Annotated in this window: 15 protein-coding genes; 5 read left to right on the top strand and 10 right to left on the bottom strand. The window is 67.1% G+C overall.

Annotated elements, in window-relative coordinates; genetic code table 11:
* Positions 1-7: 7 nt before the first annotated feature.
* The 3 genes from RTX79_RS00990 to RTX79_RS00980 form a co-directional block, all read right to left on the bottom strand.
* The gene (locus tag RTX79_RS00990; protein WP_312681124.1) at positions 8-697 is read right to left on the bottom strand and encodes a glutathione S-transferase; all 690 of its coding nucleotides are present in this window, start codon (positions 695-697) and stop codon (positions 8-10) included.
* A 158-nt stretch (positions 698-855) separates the two neighbouring features.
* The gene (locus RTX79_RS00985) at positions 856-1,065 is read right to left on the bottom strand and encodes a cold-shock protein (RefSeq protein ID WP_042615064.1); all 210 of its coding nucleotides are present in this window, start codon (positions 1,063-1,065) and stop codon (positions 856-858) included.
* Between the two features lie 284 nt (positions 1,066-1,349).
* Complete coding sequence (locus RTX79_RS00980) at positions 1,350-2,252, bottom strand: pseudouridine synthase (protein ID WP_312681120.1); 903 nt, start codon at positions 2,250-2,252, stop codon at positions 1,350-1,352.
* A 42-nt stretch (positions 2,253-2,294) separates the two neighbouring features.
* On the opposite strand from RTX79_RS00980, the gene RTX79_RS00975 reads away from it, so the two are divergent.
* The 3 genes from RTX79_RS00975 to RTX79_RS00965 all read left to right on the top strand — a co-directional run bounded on the left by RTX79_RS00975 (position 2,295) and on the right by RTX79_RS00965 (position 6,195).
* Positions 2,295-2,843: a YaeQ family protein gene (locus tag RTX79_RS00975; protein WP_057508474.1), complete on the top strand. Its 549-nt coding sequence runs from the start codon at positions 2,295-2,297 to the stop codon at positions 2,841-2,843.
* A 5-nt stretch (positions 2,844-2,848) separates the two neighbouring features.
* Positions 2,849-4,033, top strand: coding sequence for an NAD(P)/FAD-dependent oxidoreductase (locus RTX79_RS00970; RefSeq protein ID WP_312681118.1), 1,185 nt, complete (start codon positions 2,849-2,851; stop codon positions 4,031-4,033).
* A 92-nt stretch (positions 4,034-4,125) separates the two neighbouring features.
* Positions 4,126-6,195 carry an EAL domain-containing response regulator gene (locus RTX79_RS00965; protein ID WP_312681117.1) on the top strand — a complete coding sequence of 690 codons (2,070 nt, stop codon included), beginning with the start codon at positions 4,126-4,128 and terminating at the stop codon, positions 6,193-6,195.
* A gap of 49 nt (positions 6,196-6,244) precedes the next feature.
* On the opposite strand, the gene fabV is transcribed toward RTX79_RS00965, so the two are convergent.
* The 6 genes from fabV to queA all read right to left on the bottom strand — a co-directional run bounded on the left by fabV (position 6,245) and on the right by queA (position 13,874).
* The gene (fabV, locus tag RTX79_RS00960; RefSeq protein WP_312681116.1) at positions 6,245-7,504 is read right to left on the bottom strand and encodes an enoyl-ACP reductase FabV; all 1,260 of its coding nucleotides are present in this window, start codon (positions 7,502-7,504) and stop codon (positions 6,245-6,247) included.
* 327 nt (positions 7,505-7,831) lie between these two features.
* A complete protein-coding gene (gene secF, locus RTX79_RS00955) occupies positions 7,832-8,806 on the bottom strand; it encodes a protein translocase subunit SecF (RefSeq protein ID WP_057508477.1) in 975 nt (324 codons plus the stop codon).
* Between the two features lie 19 nt (positions 8,807-8,825).
* The gene (gene secD, locus RTX79_RS00950; protein WP_185000368.1) at positions 8,826-10,679 is read right to left on the bottom strand and encodes a protein translocase subunit SecD; all 1,854 of its coding nucleotides are present in this window, start codon (positions 10,677-10,679) and stop codon (positions 8,826-8,828) included.
* 62 nt (positions 10,680-10,741) lie between these two features.
* On the bottom strand, positions 10,742-11,086 hold the full coding sequence (yajC, locus tag RTX79_RS00945) for a preprotein translocase subunit YajC (protein ID WP_042615071.1): 345 nt from the start codon (positions 11,084-11,086) through the stop codon (positions 10,742-10,744).
* A 131-nt stretch (positions 11,087-11,217) separates the two neighbouring features.
* On the bottom strand, positions 11,218-12,348 hold the full coding sequence (gene tgt / locus RTX79_RS00940; RefSeq protein WP_057508479.1) for a tRNA guanosine(34) transglycosylase Tgt: 1,131 nt from the start codon (positions 12,346-12,348) through the stop codon (positions 11,218-11,220).
* Positions 12,349-12,809: 461 nt separating this feature from the next.
* Entirely contained in the window at positions 12,810-13,874 is a 1,065-nt protein-coding gene (gene queA, locus RTX79_RS00935; protein WP_312681108.1) for a tRNA preQ1(34) S-adenosylmethionine ribosyltransferase-isomerase QueA, read from the bottom strand.
* Between the two features lie 213 nt (positions 13,875-14,087).
* Here queA and RTX79_RS00930 point away from each other — a divergent pair, with 213 nt between their 5' ends.
* Together RTX79_RS00930 and RTX79_RS00925 are read left to right on the top strand one after the other, a co-directional pair.
* Positions 14,088-15,584, top strand: a complete 1,497-nt coding sequence (locus RTX79_RS00930) for an aminotransferase class III-fold pyridoxal phosphate-dependent enzyme (protein WP_057687282.1) — start codon at positions 14,088-14,090, stop codon at positions 15,582-15,584.
* A gap of 111 nt (positions 15,585-15,695) precedes the next feature.
* Positions 15,696-16,289, top strand: coding sequence for a TIGR00730 family Rossman fold protein (locus RTX79_RS00925; protein WP_057687281.1), 594 nt, complete (start codon positions 15,696-15,698; stop codon positions 16,287-16,289).
* Here the strand turns inward: RTX79_RS00925 and RTX79_RS00920 are convergent.
* Positions 16,286-19,114, bottom strand: a complete 2,829-nt coding sequence (locus RTX79_RS00920) for a bifunctional diguanylate cyclase/phosphodiesterase (RefSeq protein WP_312681104.1) — start codon at positions 19,112-19,114, stop codon at positions 16,286-16,288. The genes RTX79_RS00925 and RTX79_RS00920 overlap by 4 nt on opposite strands.
* Positions 19,115-19,152 lie beyond the last annotated feature (38 nt).

Genomic DNA, 19,152 nt, shown 5'->3' with positions numbered 1-19,152 from the left:
GACGCCCTCAGCGCCCGCTGAGCGCCTCCAGGCTGCCGCCGCGGGCCACGGCACGCTGGTAGCCCGGGCGCTGTTCGATGCGCTGCAGGAAGCCGCGCAGCGCCGGCTTGTCGGCCAACCCATCGCCGCGGCTGGCAGCGGCCTGGATCGGGAAGCTCATCTGGATATCGGCGGCGGTGAAGCGCTTGCCGGCAAACCACGGGCTGGCGGCAAGCCGCTGCTCCATCCAGTCCAGGTGCAGGCGGCGCTGCGGCCCGACGAACCCCTTTTCGGCCTTGTCGGCGATCGCGCGCGCGATGGGTTTGGCGAAGAACGGCATCGGCGCGTTGCGGATCCGCGACATCACCAGGGTCAGCAACATCGGCGGCATCGCCGAACCTTCGGCGTAATGCAGCCAGTAACGGTAAGCCATGCGCTCGTCCGAAGCGGCCGGCAGCGGCGCAGGCGACAACACGCGCTCGCTGTCATAGCTGTCGGCCAGGTAATCCAGGATGGCACCGGATTCGGCCAGCACCCGCGTGCCGTCCTGCAGCACCGGGGCCTTGCCCAGCCCATGCACCTGCCGCAGTTCCGGCGGCGCCAGCATGGTCTTCGCATCACGCGCGTACTGCTTCAGCTCGTAGGCCAGCCCGAGTTCTTCCAGCATCCACAGCACGCGCAGCGAGCGGGAGTTGTCGAGGTGATGGACGGTGAGCATGCGGCGATCCGTGTAGTCAGGTGGGTACAGGGTAGAGAGCGGGGATCGGCGAGCGCGTGACGATGAACGGTCGCCACCCGCCACCGCAATGCAGGCAAAAAAAAACGCCGGAAGCTTTCGCTTCCGGCGTTTCTGGCTACCTTACGGCAGCAAGCGGATCAGACCGCCTGCACCTGGTCAGCCTGCATGCCCTTCTGGCCCTGCACGGCGACGAAGGTCACCTTCTGGCCTTCCTGCAGCGACTTGAAGCCGTTGCCCTGGATGGCACGGAAGTGCACGAACAGGTCCGGGCCGCTTTCCGGGGTGATGAAGCCGAAGCCCTTGGCATCGTTGAACCACTTGACGGTACCGCTCTGACGATCAGACATCTTTGAAACTCCTGAAACAATGTGAAATAAATCGCAGCCACCGGATATCGGGGCCGAGACTGAGTTGCAGGCGTTGGCAAAGCGGATCGATGGAGCAGATCGTGAGATCAACTGCACCAGGCCACGATTTACGGTGACCCTAGCAAACACAGTGAGACGGACGATACGCGTGTTTGTTCTAAAAAGCGATAGGCAGTGCGTTCATGGTCCACCGCCCGGGCGCAGCTGTGGCAAGGCGCGAGGCCGGATCGGGGCGCAGGCGGCCTCCCAATTCAGTTTCCGCCCTACGCCTCTTCCGGTGCAGCCAGCGTCAAGGCGCTGGTGAAGCAGCGCGATTCACCGCTGAAGGGGTCGCTGAACGACAGACGGCGGGCCAGCAGCTGCAGCGGTCGGCGATAGTCCCCCGGCGGCTGCGGCGCGTAGTCCGGATACAGGTCATCGCCCAGGATCGGCGCGCCCAGGGCCGCCATGTGCACGCGCAGTTGGTGCTTGCGCCCGGTCACCGGCTGCAGCCGGTAGCGCCAGACCGGACCCTGGCGGTCGACCACCTCGATGCGGGTCTCACTGTTGGGCTCGCCCTCCTCTTCGCACATGCAGTGGAACGGTTCGCCTTTCTGCAGCCGGCTGTGGCGCTGCAGCGGGAACGACCGCCCCGGCAGCGCGGGTGCCAGCGCCTCGTAGACCTTGTCGATCCGGCGCTCACGGAACAGCCGCTGGTAGGCATCCCGGCTGTCGGGGCGGGTGGAGAACAGCACCAGCCCGGCGGTCAGGCGGTCCAGCCGGTGCAACGGCACCAGGTCCATGTTGCCGGTGGCGGCCACCAGCCGGGCCAGCAGGGTCTGCTGCACATGGCCGCCGGCCGGCACCACCGGCAGGAAATGCGGCTTGTCCGCCACCAGCAGGTGGGCGTCGTGGTGCACGATGCGCTCGGCGAAGGGGATGACCGGTTCATCCTCGACTTCACGGAAGTAGCGGATTTCCAGGCCCACCTGCCAGGGCTGGCCGGGGCGCAGCGCCCTGCCCTGCGCATCCTGCACCCGTCCGCGCTGGAAGCGGTCCTGCCACTGGGCGCGGCTGACCCGCGGAAAGCGGGCGCAGAGCCCGTCCAGCAGGCTGTCCCAGCTGCCCGGGGGCAGTTGCAGGCGGCTGGCGGCAACGACGGGAAGGATCGGATCGGACGGGGTCATGGCGCACCCATTATCATGGTGCTCTTTGTCCACGGAAGCCTCATGGCCCTCACCGCCACCATCCGCAAGGCCGAGTTGCAGATCAGCGACATGGATCGCGGCTACTACGCGACCCATAACCTCACCCTCGCCCAGCACCCGTCGGAGACCGACGAGCGCTTGATGGTGCGTCTGCTGGCTTTCGCGCTCAATGCCGAGGACCGGCTGGAGTTCGGCCGCGGGCTGAGCACCGACGACGAACCGGATCTGTGGGAACAGGACTACACCGGTGACATCCTGCGCTGGATCGACTTGGGCCACCCGGACGAATCGCGCGTGCGCAAAGCCTGCAACCGCAGCCGCCAGGTGCAGGTGGTGACCTATGCCGGGCATGCATCGGATGTGTGGTGGCAGAAGCAGGGCAAGGCGCTGGAGCGCTTCAACAACCTGTCCGTGCTGGACCTGCCGGGCGCCTTCGTGGAGCAGTGGAGCCAGCAGATCCAGCGTGCCATGCGCTGGAGCGTGCTGATCCAGGACGCCGAAGTGCAGCTGATCAACGACCAGATGCAGCTGGATGTCATCCCGGCCTGGCGCAAGCGCGCCAAGGAGTGAGCAGCGTGGCGGCAACGCGGTGCGATGTGCTGGTGGTCGGCGCGGGCGCGGCCGGGCTGATGTGTGCGCTCACCGCCGGCCAGCGCGGCCGCGTGGTGCAGGTGATCGACCATGCCAACAAGGTCGGCAAGAAGATCCTGATGTCCGGCGGCGGTCGCTGCAACTTCACCAACACCGGCACCACCGCGGCCAACTTCGTGTCGGCCAACCCGCATTTCTGCAAATCCGCGCTGGCGCGCTACACGCCGGCGGACTTCATCGAACTGGTCGAGCGGCACCGCATCGCGTACCACGAAAAGGAACTCGGCCAGCTGTTCTGCGATGTGTCGTCCAAGCAGATCGTCAAGATGCTGGTGGACGAGTGCGTGGAGGCCGGCGTGCAGGTCCGCACCGACTGCGCGGTGCAGCGGATCGAACGCGGCAGCGACGGCTTCCATGTGCAGACCGCGCACGGCATGTTCTTCGCCGCCTCGCTGGTGGTGGCCACCGGGGGGCTGTCCATCCCCAGCCTGGGCGCCACCGGCTTCGGCTATGAGATCGCCAGGCAGTTCGGCCACGATGTGCTGCCCACCCGCGCCGGGCTGGTGCCGCTGACCCTCAGCGGTACCCACCAGCAACGCTTGGCGGACCTGTCCGGGGTGGCGCTGCCGGTGGAAGCGCGCAGCAATGGCATGGCCTTCCGCAACTCGCTGCTGATCACCCACCGCGGCATCAGCGGCCCGGCGATCCTGCAGATCTCCTCGTTCTGGCAACCCGGTGATGCGCTTGAACTGGACCTGCTGCCGGGCCAGGACGCAGACCACTGGCTGCGCGCGATGAAACGCGAGCGCCCGGACGCGGCCCTGCGCACGGTGCTGGCCGAGGTGCTGCCCAAGCGCCTGGCGCAGCGCCTGTGCGAGCACTGGCTGCCGGACCGCCCGGTCAAGCAGATCGATGAGCCGCAGCTGCGCCAGGCCGCCGCCCTGCTCGCCGGCTTCCCGCTGGTGGCCAGTGGTACCGAGGGCTACCGCACCGCCGAGGTCACGCTCGGCGGGGTGGACACCGCGCAGGTTTCGTCATCCACCTTTGAATCGCGCAAGGTGCCGGGCCTGCATTTCATCGGCGAGGTGCTGGACGTGAGCGGTTGGCTGGGCGGTTACAACTTCCAGTGGGCGTGGGCCAGCGGCCACGCCGCCGGCAGCGTGGTCTAGCCGCGGCCCCTCCAGGGCGCGGCCAGCGGGGCCGGCGCATGGACCTGCGGGCGCGCATCGTGTATCTAATGGGCAGCTTGGGGAGCCTTTGAATGCAGAACTCGAATGACATCACGCTGCGCCTGGTGATCGTGGATGACAGCGGCGAGAACGCTGAAGCTATCGTCAGCGCGCTGCGCAACAGTGGCATCGCGGTGCGGCCTTCGCGGCCGCAGGACGTGGGCGAACTGGGGCAGGTACTGGCCGGGCAGCCGATCGACCTGGTACTGGCCGCGCCGCAGCAGTCGATCAGCCTGGCCCAGGTCTCGCAGCAGATCGCCGCCAGCGGCAAGGACGTGCCGCTGATCCTGCTGGTGGACCACATCGAGGAAGATGCGCTGGTCGAAGCCAGCGCGCACGGCCTGCGCGCGCTCGCGCTGCGGCCGCGGCCGGAACACCTGCTGGCGGTGGTGCGCGACCAGTGGGTCGACCTGCAGGCACGCCGCGGACTGCGCCGGATCGAGGCGCAGATGCGCGAGACCGAACGCCGCTGCGACGCGCTGATCGCTTCCTCGCGCGACCCCATCGCCTATATCCATGAAGGCATGCACATCCGCGCCAACGATGCCTACCTGGAGATGTTCGGGTTCGAAAGCTTCGACGACGTGGAAGGTATTTCGCTGCTCGACATGGTGGCCGCGCAGCACGTGGAAGGCTTCAAGCAGCTGCTCAAGGGCCTGAGCAAGGGCGAGCCGCCGCCGCCGCAGTACCAGATCGACGCCCGCCACCAGGATGGCAACGCGTTCGCGGCGACGATGGAGTTCACCAGTGCGAGCTACGAAGGCGAGTCCTGCCTGCAGGTGGTATTCCGCCGCCGGCTGGAACTGGACCCCGAACTGGCCCGCGAAGTGGAGGAACTGCGCCAGCGCGACCAGGTCACCGGCCTGCTCAACCGCCCCACCTTCATGGTGCAGGTGGAAAACGCGGTGGCCCAGGCCAGCCGCAGCGAAGGCCGTTCCGGCCTGCTGCTGGTCGAACCGGACCATTACGCGCGCCTGCTGCCGGACATCGGGCTGGATTCGGCCGACGCGCTGATCGCTTCCATGGCCGCGCTGCTCAACGAAACGGTCGGCGGCCAGGCGCAGCTGGCCCGCTTCGGCGAGCACAGCTTCGCGGTGCTGCTCGACGGTGCCTTTGCCGATACCTCGGCCCTGGCCGAACGCATCCGCAGCGCCTATGCCGCGCATGTGTTCAGCATCGGCGAGCGCTCGGCCACGGTCACCGTCAGCATCGGCGGCGTGCAGGTCGGCGAGAAGATCGCCAGCATCGGCCAGGTGCTGGCGCGGGCCACCACCTGCGTGCAGGCCGCGGCCGAACTGGGCAACAGCGTGCGCATCTTCGACCCGGCCGCCACCGATCGGGTGGAAGAAGAGCGCATCGCGCGCTGGGTCAACCGCATCCGCGAAGCGGTCGACGGCGATGGCTTCCAGCTGCATTACCAGCCGGTGCTGAACCTGCAGGGCGAATCGCGCGAACTGTACGAAGCCTACCTGCGACTGGACAACAACGGCGAACTGATGAGCCCGGTCGCCTTCCTCGGCATCGCCGAAGAACACGGCCTGCTGGCCGACATCAACCGCTGGGTGGTGCGCCGTGCGATCGCCATCCTGGGCGAACGCCAGCGCGCCGGCCATGCCACCCACATGCTGGTCAAGATCACCCCGGAATCGTTCGCCGATCCGCTGCTGATCAGCACGCTGCGCGATGAGCTGCAGGCGCATGGCGTGCCCGGCGACCGGCTGTGGCTGCATGCCCCGGAATCCAAGGTCTTCACCCACCTGCGCAACGCCCAGCAGTTCCTGCAGGCGGTCGCCCCGCTGGGCTGCCGGATCGGGCTGGAGCAGTTCGGTTCGGGGCTGGATTCGTTCCAGCTGCTGGCGCATTTCCAGCCGCAGTTCCTGAAGCTGGATCGCGGTTTCACCCGCGACGCGGCGAGCACGCGCGAGAACTTCGACAAGATCAAGGAAATCACCGAACGCGCGCAGGCGGCCAACATCGCCACCGTTGCCGAGTTCGTCACCGACGCCAATTCCATGACCCTGCTGTTCAGCGCAGGCGTGGATTACGTGCAGGGCGAGTTCGTCGGCGAAGCCTTGCCGCGGATGGAGTTCGATTTCGGTTGAAGCGCCGGCTCATGGTGGGTGACGACCGTGGGTCGTCACCCATCGCACCTCAGGTCATGTCGACCAGGTTGTCGATCTTCACGTCCGGATCCACGTCGGCGTCGTAGTCCACGCCCTCCACGCCGAAGCCGAACAGGCGCAGGAAGTCTGCCTTGTAGCCTTCCAGGTCGCTGATCTCGTACAGGTTCTCATCGGTGACCTGCGGCCACAGCTGCAGCACTTCGGCCTGCACGCCCGGCGCCATTTCCTTGTAGTCCGCGCGCAGGCGGCCGGCCTCGTCGATCAGCTCGACGTGGCGGCCATCGGCGTCGGTCAGGTCGTGGCGCAGGCGCTCCACCGCCGTGCCGTCGGCCTTGCCGCCGTAAAGGATGTCGTACAGCACATCGAGCTGCTCGATGCAGCCTTCGTGGGTGCCCTTCTCCTTCATCACCTTGAACAGCAGCGACAGGTACAACGGCATGGTCGGGATCGCCGAACTGGCCTGGGTGACCACCGCCTTCAGCACCGATACGCGTGCGTCGCCGCCGATCGCCGCCAGCTTTTCGCGCAGGCCCAGCACCTTCTGGTCCAGGTCCTTCTTGGCCGCGCCGATGCTGCCGTTCCAGTAGATCGCCTGGGTGATCTCTTCACCGACATAGGTGAAGGCGGTGGTGCTGCAGCCGTCGGCCAGCACGCCGGCCGCAGCCAGCGCGTCGATCCACATCTGCCAGTCTTCGCCGCCCATCACCGCCACGGTGCCGGCGATCTCTTCCTCGGTGGCCGGCTCCAGGTGGGTTTCGGTCAGCTTGACCTTGTCGGTGTCCAGGCCGCGCAAGGTGATCGGCGCGCCGATCGGCTTGAGCGTGGAATTGATCACCTCGCCGGTCTTCGGGTGCTTGCGACGCGGGGACGCCAGGCTGTAGACCACCTGGTCGACCTGGCCGAGGTCGGCCTTGATCAGCGCGATGACCTGCTCCTTCACTTCATCGGAGAACGCATCGCCGTTCACGCTCTTCGCATACAGTCCGGCCTGGCCTGCGTACTTGTGGAACGCAGCCGAGTTGTACCAGCCGGCGCTGCCGGGCTTGGTTTCGCTGCCGGGCTTTTCGAAGAACACGCCCAGGGTGGCGGCGCCGCTGCCGAAGGCGGCGGTGATGCGCGCTGCCAGGCCGTAGCCGGTGGAGGCGCCGATGACGAGCACGCGCTTGGGACCGTTGACGATCTTCGGCCGGGCGCTGATGTAGTCGATCTGCTGCTTGACCGCCGCATCGCAGCCGGTGGGATGGGTGGTGACGCAGATGAAGCCGCGGACGCGCGGTTTGATGACCATGGAGACCTCGGTGTGGGACAGGTGCCGCGCGCTGGCGCGCGTGCACGAAACGCTGGAATCGTAGTGCGCGGCGGGATTATGCACAACCGACGGGGGCGTATCGTTGTTTCAGTGTGGGGCCGTCGGGTGAGGCGGTGCGGGACCCGCTGCAAGTACATCCATGTAAGCTCGTTTACGCCCATCCATGGGCTCCAACGGTCCCGCACCACCTCACCCGACGTCCCCCGCCAGGCTCAGCGTCGCCGCCCGTGGCGTGTGCGGGGAGGGGAACGGCAAAGAAAAAGCCGCACTTTCGTGCGGCTTTTTCAGTTTCTGCCGGCGGCCTTGTTACGGGCGGCGGGCCAGGGCTTCTTCGTCCTTGGCCTTGGGCAGCAGGTCCTGCTTGGTCACTGCCAGCACGCCCATGGTCAGCAACGGGCAGGCGATGAAGATCGAGGACAGGGTGCCGATCACTGCGCCGATCATCTGGCTCAGCGCCAGCCCTTCCAGCGAGCCGCCGCCGTAGATGTACAGCGCCAGCACCGACAGGAAGAACACCAGCGAGGTGATGATGGTGCGCGACAGGGTCTGGTTGATCGAGCGGTTCATCACTTCCAGCGGCTCGACACGCAGGCTGCGGAAGTTTTCACGGACACGGTCGAACACCACGATGGTGTCGTTGATGGAGAAACCCATCACCGACAGCAGGCCGGCCAGCACGGTCAGGTCGAACTCGCGGCCGCTGAAGGAGAAGTAGCCCGCCACCACCAGCACGTCGAACAGCGTGGTGATGATGGCCACCACCGCGAACTTCCATTCGAAGCGGAAACCAATGTAGATCAGGAAGCCGACCAGCACGAACAGCGCGGCGTACAGGCCGTTCAGGGCCAGCTCCTTGCCGACCTGCGGACCGACGAACTCCGAGGACAGCACGGTGGCGGCATTGCCTTCCAGCGACACCGCCGTACGCACCGCTTCGGCGGTGCGGTTGTTGGCTTCGCCGGCGCTTTCGCCTTCGGCCTGGGCCTGCGGCTGCAGGCGGATCAGCAGGTTGCTGCCGCTGCCGAAGCTCTGCACCTGGGCACCGGCATAGCCGGCGGTCTCCAGGTGCTCGCGTACGGCGTCGACGTCGGCCGGCCGGTCGAAACGCACTTCCACCACGGTACCGCCGGTGAAATCCAGCGCGTAGTTGAAGCCCTTGCCGATGATGCTGCCGAGGGCGGCGATGAACACCAGCGCGGCGATGCCGATGGCGATCCATCGGGTGCGCATGAAGTCGAACTTGGTGTCGTTCGGGATCAGGTGGAGCGGAAACAATTTCATGGTATCGATCCTTTTCCCGTCAGATGGCCAGGGTCTTGAGCTTCTTGCGGCGGCCGTAGACCAGCACTGCAAGGGCACGGGAAACGGTAATGGCGGTGAACATCGAGGCGATGATGCCGACGATCATGGTCACTGCGAAGCCCTTCAGCGGGCCGGTACCGAACGCATACAACGCAACGCCTGCCAGGATGCCGGTCAGGTTGGCGTCGAGGATGGTGCCCGATGCCTTTTCATAACCGGCCACGATGGCGGCCTTGGCAGGCATGCCCGCACGCAGCTCTTCACGGATACGTTCGTTGATCAGCACGTTCGCATCCACCGACAGGCCGATCGACAACGCCAGGCCGGCAAAGCCCGGCAGGGTCATGGTGGCGCCGAACAGCGACATCACCGCGACCACGATCAGCAGGTTGAACAGCATCGCCACCGAGGTGATGACACCGAACATGCGGTAGTACACGGTGAAGAACACCAGCGTGAACAGGAAGGCGAAGCCCACCGCGGTGACACCGCGCTGCACGTTCTCCGCACCCAGGCTGGGGCCGACGATCTTTTCTTCCACGAAGTCCATCGGCGCGGCCAGCGAGCCGGATTTCAGCAGCTTGGCCAGGTCTTCGGACTCACGCTTCTCCAGGCCGGTGGTCTGGAAGTTCTTGCCGAACACGCCGTTGATGTTGGCCACCGAGATGACCTCTTCCTTGACCCGGAAGCTGCGCACTTCCTTGCCATCGACGGTTTCCACGGTGGGGATGCGCTCGGTGTACACCACCGCCATCGGCTTGTTCACGTTGGCGCTGGTGAAGTCGAACATGCGCTGCCCGCCGACATTGTTCAGCGTCACGCTGACCGCCGCCGAACCGTTCTGGTCGGTGGTGGCCTGCGCGGCGACCATCTGGTCACCGGTGACGATCACGCGCTTGGCCAGCAGCACCGGGCCGCGGTTGTCGCGCAGCTGGTAGACCTTGGCTTCCGGCGGAATACGACCGCTGGTGATGGCGTCCTGCGCGTTGCCTTCGACCACGGCGCGGTATTCCAGCGTGGCGGTGGCACCGATCATGCGCTTGGCTTCGGCGGTGTCCTGCACGCCCGGCAGCTGCACGACCACGCGGTCGGCACCCTGGCGCTGGATGATCGGCTCGGCCACGCCAAGCTGGTTGACGCGGTTGCGCAGCGTGTTGACGTTCTGCTCGATGGCGCCGTTGGCGATGGCGTCCAGTTCGGCGTCGGGCAGGCTGACAGTCACGCGGTTGCCGCTGACTTCAAAGCCCAGCGTCGGCTGCGACTTGAACAGCGCATCACGGGCACGCAGGCCGGCACCCTCGCCCGCGCTCGGGCTCAGGTTGGCGACGATGGTGTTGTCCGCCCGGCGCTCGACCGACTGGTAGGGAATGCGTGCATCACGCAGGGTGGTGCGCACGTCTTCGGTGTAGCCGTCCAGGCGCTTGTCGAGGGCAGCCTTCTGGTCGACCTGCAGCACGAAATGCACGCCGCCCTGCAGATCCAGGCCCAGCGTCATCGGCCGTGCGCCCAGGTTGGACAGCCAGTCCGGCACGGTGGAGGCCAGGTTCAGCGCCACCACGTAATCCTCGCCGACGCTCTGCTTCAGCACGTCGTTGGCGGCGGTCTGCGCCTGCAGGTCGGGCAAGCGGACGATCAGGCTGTCGCCTTCCACTTCGGCCGCCATCGGGGTGACGCCGGCCTGCTTGAGGTCGGCCAGCACGCGGTCACGCAGCGCTGAATCCACCAGGCCGCCGCGGTTGGCGGTGATCTGGATGGCCGGATCCTTCTGGTAGATGTTGGGCAGCGCATACAGCGTGCTGATCGCCAGGACGATCAGGATGACGACGTACTTCCAGCGTGGAAATTCGAGCATTGCGAGGTTCCCGCGCGGCGCCATCCCCGGCGCCGCGGTTGTGCTTCAGAAAAGGGAGTGGATCAGACAGCCGACTTCAGGGTACCGGCCGGCAGCACGTTGCCGACGGCGCCCTTCTGCACGCGGATGCGCACGTTGTCAGCGACTTCCAGGGTGACGAAGTTGTCGCCGATGTCGGTGACCACGCCGGCGATGCCACCGTTGGTCAGCACTTCGTCGCCGCGCTTGATCTTCTCCAGCATGGCCTTGTGCTCCTTCTGCCGCTTCATCTGCGGGCGGATCATCAGGAAGTACATGATGGCGATCAGGATGACCGGGAACAGCAGGGTGGTCATGGTGAAGCCCTGCGGTTGGCCGCCGGCAGCCTGGGCGTGGGCGGCGGGAATCAGGAAAGCAAGCAGGTTCATCGTGGAGTCCTTTGGTTGGGCGGCGCTCCGGTGCCACAAGTGGCCGGGCGCGACCGCAGATCGGTGTCAGCCGTGAAGTATGCCACGGGCCCAGGGATTCGTCCTTGGGCCCTTCGGCAGGGGGCGGCCGCTCAAAGCGGCGGGACGGCAGCCCCCCGGGCTGCGTAGAAAGACCCGCGGAAGGCCTCGAAGGTTCCCGCGGCGATGGCAGCGCGCATGTCGGCCATCAGCTTTTCGTAGTAGAACAGGTTGTGCAGGGTGCCCAGCATCGGCGCCAGCATTTCATTGCAGCGGTCCAGGTGGCGCAGGTAGGAGCGGGTATAGCCGCCGCTGCAGGCAAAGCAGCCGCAGCCCGGCTCGATCGGGTCCATGTCGCGCTCGTAGCGGGCGTTGCGGATGCGCACGGTGCCGAAGGAGGTGAAATAGTGGCCGTTGCGCGCGTTGCGGGTGGGCATCACGCAGTCGAACATGTCCACGCCGCGGGCCACGCCTTCCACCAGGTCTTCCGGCCGGCCCACGCCCATCAGGTAGCGCGGGCGGTCTGCCGGCAGCACCGGATTGAGGTGGTCCAGCATGGCATTGCGTTCATGCTCGGGTTCGCCCACGGCCAGCCCGCCAATGGCATAGCCGTCAAAGCCGATCTGCTGCAGGGCGTCGGCCGAGCGGCTGCGCAGGTCGGTATGCACCCCGCCCTGGACGATGCCGAACAGCGCGGCGTCGTTGCCCAGCGCATCGTGGGCATCGCGCGAACGCTGGGCCCAGCGCAGGCTGAGCTCCATCGAGCGGCGGGCGACGTCTTCGGTCGCCGGGTACGGCGTGCATTCGTCGAAGATCATCACTACGTCCGAATCCAGCACCTTCTGGATCTTCATGCTTTCCTCGGGGCCGAGGAAGACGCGGGCGCCGTCGGTGGGCGAGGCGAAGGTCACGCCCTGTTCGGTGATCTTGCGGCGATGCGCCAGCGAGAACACCTGGAAACCGCCGGAATCGGTCAGGATCGGGCCGTCCCAGCGCGCGAAGCCGTGCAGGCCACCGTGGTCGGCGATGACGTCCAGGCCGGGGCGCAGGTAGAGGTGGAAGGTATTGCCGAGGATGATTTCCGCGCCCAGGGCACGCACCTGGTCGGGGAAGATGCCCTTGACCGAGCCATAGGTACCGACCGGCATGAACGCGGGGGTTTCCACGGTTCCGCGCGGGAAGGTCAGGCGGCCCCGGCGGGCACGGCCATCAGTGGTCTGGAGCTGGAACTGCAGTCGGGACATGGTGCGGTTGTTCGGGACAGATAGCGTTGTATTGTCTCGCACTTTTCGGTTTACCGCGAAGAGCGTGGCGCCTCGGGTGTCTTCGCGGGGCGCGGGCGGGGCAGGCTGCACGGGACACGCCGCAAGTACGTCCCTGTAGGCTGCATCGCCGCATCCATGCGGCTCAGCGTCCCGCGCAACCTGCCCCGCCCGCCCCTCCCGCATTCCGCGCCTGCCGCGGCGGATAGAAACCAACGGCGCCGACCCACCGCTTTTATCCCCCTCCCCCACCGCACGGGCGGCTCTACCTCCGGCCGCGCGCGGGAAACTGTCCAGAGGCAGCGGATGGGGGCAGGCAGGACGCTTGGAGCCCCGGATGGGCGGAAAGCAGCCCCCAGGGATGGGTTCACGGCGTGTCCTGCCTGCCCCCATCCGCTGCCTCGTCCCGTATCAGGGAGCCGCGCAAACCAACAGAAACCCGATCAGCCCTGCGGGAACAACAACATCGCATCGCCGTAGCTGAAGAAGCGGTAGCGCTGCTCGATCGCATGCCGGTACGCCTCGAACACCCGCTCCTTGCCCGCGAACGCGGAAATCATCATCAACAGCGTGCTCTCCGGTAGGTGGAAGTTGGTCACCATCGCGTCCACGCTGCGGATCCGGTAGCCGGGGGTGATGAAGATCTGGGTCTCCCCGGCAAACGGCAGCAGCTCGCCATCGCGCATCGCGCTTTCCAGCGCCCGCACCACCGTGGTCCCCACCCCGATCACCCGGCCACCGGCCTCGCGCGTGCGCCGCACCTGCTGCACCAGCTCGGCGCCGACGTTCAGCCATTCGCGGTGCATCACATGGTCTTTCAGATCGTCCGCGCGGACCGGCTGGAAGGTGCCCGCGCCCACATGCAGGGTGACATGGCCGAAACCCACGCCCTTGGCCTGCAGGGCCGCCAGCAGCGCATCATCGAAGTGCAGGCCGGCGGTCGGCGCGGCGACCGCGCCGATCTCGCGCGCAAACACCGTCTGGTAGCGCTCACGGTCATCCAGCCCCGGCTCGCGCTGGATATAAGGCGGCAACGGCAGCCGGCCGGCATGCAGCAGCCACTGTTCCAGCGGCTCGGGTACATGGAACTGCAGCACATAGAACTCGCCATCGCGGCCCAGTACTTCCACCTCGCCACCGGCGTCCAGGGCGATGCGGCTGCCGGGCTTGGGGGTCTTGCTGGCCCCCACCTGCGCCCGCGCCTGCTGCGCGCCCAGCAGGCGTTCGATCAGGATCTCCACCCGGCCGCCGGTCGCCTTCTGGCCGAACAGCCGCGCCGGGATCACCCGGGTGTCGTTGAACACCAGCAGATCACCTTCGCGCAGCAGCGCGGACAGGTCGCGCACATGCGCATCCTGCAGCGCTTCCGGCGCAGGGGGCACCAGCAGCAGCCGGCTGGCCGAGCGCTCCGGCAGCGGCGCCTGGGCAATCAGTTCAGCGGGAAGGTCGTAATGGAAATCGGACTTCTTCAAGGGAACACGCAGCAACAGGTCGGCAATGGCGCGCATTGTACGACCGGCCACCGATGGACAGCGCGGTTGGCGGCAAACGCCCGCGAAAATGCTGCCATGCAGCAGCGAACGCACGGGGTTATCGCGCAAAAAACCGCGTGCTAGCATCGAAACGGAAGTCCGAATGCACGAGCCATGACCCGACGCGCGCGCTTGCCGCGCGTTCTGCTTTTACGGGGCCGTGCGACCTATCGTTTCAGGAGATCTGCAATGAGCTTCATCGAACGCCTCGCCCCCCTCCGCGCCCAGCCCGGCACCCGCCTGACCACCGGCCTGGATGACGCCACGCTGGAGCGCCTTGCCGCCTCCCACCCCGCCCTGGTGGCCGCAGTGGACGCCGCCGCGGCCGCATTCTCCCGTCTGCAGGGTGAGCTGGGCGAGGTGCTGGCGCTGGACGAACAAGCCCAGATCGACGCCATGCAGGACGGCTTCATCAACTTCTACGCCGACGACGCGGTGACCCCGTATGTCGCCCTGACCGCACGCGGCCCGTGGGTGGTCACGCTCAAGGGTGCGGTGCTGTACGACGCCGGCGGCTACGGCATGCTCGGCTTCGGCCATACCCCGGATGCGGTGCTGGAGGCGATGGCCCAGCCGCAGGTGATGGCCAACATCATGACCCCCAGCCTGTCCCAGCAGCGCTTCATCAAGGCACTGCGCGCGGAAATCGGCCACCGCCGCGGCGGCTGCCCGTTCACCCGCTTCATGTGCCTCAACTCCGGTTCCGAAGCGGTCGGCCTGGCCGCGCGCATCGCCGATGTGAACAGCAAGCTGCAGACTGATCCGGGCGCCCCGCATGCCGGTGCCACGGTCAAGCGCGTGGTGATCAAGGGCAGCTTCCATGGTCGCACCGACCGCCCTGCCCTGTACTCCGATTCCAGCCGGCGCACCTACCAGCAGCACCTGGCCAGCTACCGCGACGAAGACTCGGTGATCGCCCTCGCCCCGTACGACGAGGCCGCCCTGCGCGCGGTCTTCGACGAGGCGGCGCGCAACAGCTGGTTCATCGAAGCGGTGTTCCTGGAACCGGTGATGGGCGAAGGCGATCCGGGACGCTCGGTGCCGCCGGCGTTCTATGCGCTGGCGCGCGAACTGACCCGCGCCCACGGCAGCCTGCTGCTGATCGACTCCATCCAGGCCGGGCTGCGCGCGCATGGCGTGCTGTCGGTCGTGGATTACCCCGGCTTCGAAGGCCTGGACGCGCCGGACATGGAAACCTATTCGAAGGCGCTCAACGCCGCCCAGTACCCGCTGTCGGTGCTGGCGGTGAACGAACGCGCCGCGCAGCTCTACCGCAAGGGCATCTACGGCAACACCATGACCAGCAACCCGCGTGCGCTGGACGTGGCCTGCGCCACGCTGGCCCAGCTCACCCCGGAAGTGCGCGGCAACATCGCCGAACGCGGCGTGGAGGCGCTGCGCCGGCTGGAAAAGCTAAAGGACGAACTGGGCGGGCTGATCACCAAGGTGCAGGGCACCGGCCTGCTGTTCTCCTGCGAACTGGCGCCGCAGTTCAAGTGCTACGGCGCCGGTTCCACCGAAGAATGGCTGCGCCGCCAGGGCGTCAACGTGATCCACGGCGGCGAGCGCTCGCTGCGCTTCACCCCGCACTTCGGCATGGACAGCAGCGAGCTGGAACTGCTGGTCGGCATGGTCGGCCGCGCCCTGCGCGAAGGCCCGCGCCGCGAACAGGCCCAGGCTGCCTGAACCCCGCCTCCGCTGGCACCGGGCAGCGTCCGCTGCCAGCGGGTAAAATACGCCGCACACTGATCCCGCACCCCGCCCCTGGCGGGGCGCTTTCGTTTCAAGGAATACCCAATGAAGTCCCTCTGTGTTTACTGCGGCTCCAACGCGGGCAGCAAGCCGATCTATACCGAGCGCGCGATCGCGCTGGGTGACCGCATCGCCCGCGACGGCCTGCGCCTGGTCTACGGCGGCGGCAACGTCGGCCTGATGGGCACGGTGGCCAATGCCGCGCTGGAAGCCGGCGGCGAAGTCACCGGCGTGATCCCGCAGCAGCTGGCGGACTGGGAAGTCGCACACCGCGGCCTGACCACGCTGGAAGTGGTCGGCTCCATGCACGAGCGCAAGTCGCGCATGTTCGAGCTCTCCGATGCCTTCGTCGCGCTGCCCGGCGGCTTCGGCACCATGGAAGAAATCTTCGAGATGCTGACCTGGCGCCAGCTCGGCATCGGCAACAAGCCGTGCGCCTTCCTGGACGTGGACGGTTTCTACGCCCCGCTGATCGGGATGATCGACCGCATGGTCGAAGAGCGCTTCCTGCACCCGGCGCAGCGCGCCGACCTCTGGTACGGCTCGGACATCGACGCGATGCTGGACTGGATGCGCAGCTACGAGCCCGCCCAGGCCTCCAAGTGGATCGACGAAAAGCGCCGCAACGCCCTGGTCTAACGCGGGGCCGGACGGCCGAGCAGGTAGCCCTGGCCGAAGTCACAGCCCAGGCCCAGCAGGATCTGGCGCTGGCTTTCGGTCTCGATGCCTTCGGCGATGGTGGTGATACCCAAGGTCCGCGCCAGTGACACCACGCCTTCCACCAGCGCCAGGGTGCTCTGCGCGTCCGGGCCGTTGAGTCCGGCGATGAAGCTCTGGTCGATCTTCAGCGTGGAAATCGGGAATCGATGCAGGTAGGACAGCGCCGAGAAACCGGTGCCGAAGTCATCCAGCTGCACCAGGATGCCGCGCTCGCGCAGTGCCTGCAGCACGCGCAGGGTGCGCGGGCCTTCGTCCAGCAGCGCCACTTCGGTGATTTCCAGGCGCAGGCGGTGCGGGTCGGCGTCGAAGGCTTCGATCAAGCCGAACAGCCGGTTGCTGAATTCCGCCGAGCGGAAGTGCCGCGGTGACACGTTGACCGACACATAGCCGGTGCCGCCGCGGGCCAGCCCGGCGATCACCTGTTCGTAGATCAGCCAGTCGACCTGTTCGATCAGCCCGCTGCCTTCGCCCAGGTCCAGGAACGCGCCCGGCAGCAGCATGCCGCGCGTCTCGTGCTGCCAGCGCAGCAGGGCCTCGTGGCCGACCACCACGCCGTCGCTGAGCCGCACGATGGGCTGGTAGTACGGCAGGAAATCCTGGTTGATGATCGCCCGGCGCAGGTCCGATTCCAGGTCCAGGCTGCGCATCGCCTGTTCGCGCATGTCCTCGTCGAAGATCGCGCAGCGGTCATGGCCCTGCGCCTTGGCGCGGTACATCGCCGCATCGGCGTCGCGCAGCAGTTCTTCGCCACGCTGGTAGCGCGCATTCCACAGCGCGATGCCCAGGCTGCCCGATGGGAACAGCTCGCGCCCGGCCACCCACATCGATTCCTGCAGCGCCAGCAGCATGCGCTGGGAAAACTCCAGTGCCTGCGCCAGGCCATGCGGGCATTGCAGCAGGATCGCGAACTCATCCCCGCCCAACCGCGCCACCACGTTGCCCGGGCCGAGCATCGACACGATGCGTTTGGCCACCTCGACCAGCATCTGGTCACCGGCCGCATGGCCGATGCTGTCGTTGACCAGCTTGAAGCGATCCAGGTCCAGGAACAGCACCGCGAACTCACCGCCTTCGCCTTTGCGGGCGCGCAGCAGCGCGTCCTCCAGCCGGTCCAGCAGGTGGATGCGGTTGGGCAGGCCGGTGAGCCCATCGTGCATCGCCTGGTGGGTCAGCCGCTGTTCGGCGCGCAGCCGTTCGGCGATCTGCCCCAGCAGCTTCTCGTTCACTTCGCCCAGTTCGCGGGTGCGCTCTTCCACGCGTTGTTCCAGTCCGGCATGCGCCCGTCGCAACCGTTCCTGGTCGCGCTGCCGCGCCAGTCCTACGCCGATGTTCTGTGCCACGAAGGTCAACAGGCGCTGGTCGTGCGCGGTGAACGCCACGTCCGGGCTGTAGCTCTGCACCACGATCACGCCCACCACTTCGTCATCGCGCAGCAGCGGCACGCCGAGCCAGCACTGCGAACGCACGCCGGACTCGCGCACCTGGCCGGCGTCGATCATGGCGTCGATGTCGGCGCGGGCGGCAAGCAGCGGTCGCCGCTCGCGCACCACGTGTTCGGTGAGCCCCTGGCTGAAGGGACGCGGCGCGCGCGCGACGGTGTATTCATCGACCGAATAGACGAACTCCAGCCCGTCCCCCGCCTCGTTGACCAGGGCGATGTAGAAGTTGCGCGCGTCCAGCAACGTGCCGACGATGCCGTGTACCTGCGCGTGGAACTGCGACAGGCTTTCGGCCTGCATCGCCAGTTCGGCGATGCCATACAGCGCGGCCTGCAGCTTTTCGGCACGGCGGCGTTCGAAGACTTCATCCTGCAGGCTGCGGTTGGCACGCTGCAGTTCCAGCGTGCGTCGCTCCACCTGCCGCTCCAGCTGCACCTGCGCTTGGCGCCGGTCCATCGCGGTGCGCACGTGCTGGGCGACGAAGCCAAGCAGCGCGCGGTCCGCTTCGCCGTAGCGGTCATGCTGGTCGTAGCTCTGCACCACGATCGCCCCGCACACCCGGCCTTCGCGCAGCATCGGTACGCCCAGCCAGTCCAGGCTTTCCGGCCCACGCCAGTGCTGCCCGTCCTGGCCCACGGTGGCCAGCAGTTGGCGCGACGGACCACTGAGCGGTTGCCCATGCTGCAGCAGGGCGAAGGTCAGGCTGCCGGGCAGCTCGCTTTCGGCATAGGCGCGCGACGGATCGGCGATGAAATCATCGATCTGGTCGGCGAAGTACAGGAAACGGATGGTCTGCCGCGTGTCGTCATATTCGACGATGAAGCAGTTGTGGGCGTACATCAGGGTGTTCAGCACGCGATGCACATGCCGCAGCATCTCGGCCATTTCCAGTTCGGCACCGGACAGATCGGCGATCTCGTACAGCGCCTGCTGCAGCCGCTTGGCGTCTTCCAGGGCGTGGATCTGGCCGGCCTGGCGCGCCTGCTGCAGCCCCAGCTGCAGGGCCTCGCGCGCGACCAGCCACCAGCCCGCGCTCACCGCTGCGCCTTCGACACGCAGGCCGATGCGCGCACCGTCGTGCTGCCATTGCGCGTGCTGCGCCGGGTGCGCCCCGGCTGCGCGCAATGACGGCATCGCCTGCGGCGGATGGCACTGGCTCCCCTGCCCCAGCAGCGGATCGTCCCAGTCCACCCACAGACAGGCACGGTCTGGCAGCAGGCCACACAGGGCCTCCAGCAATCCGGTGGTCACCACCGCCTTGCCCGGTGTTTCCATCGTGGGTGCAACGATCTGGCTGGACAACATGACGACCCCATGGTGCGGGAACTCCCGGCACCTCCCCT

This window comes from Stenotrophomonas chelatiphaga, assembly GCF_032054965.1.
Classification (GTDB): domain Bacteria; phylum Pseudomonadota; class Gammaproteobacteria; order Xanthomonadales; family Xanthomonadaceae; genus Stenotrophomonas; species Stenotrophomonas chelatiphaga.
The sequence above is the reverse complement of the archived record's forward strand: the minus strand, read 5'-3'. Positions and strand labels throughout refer to the sequence as shown.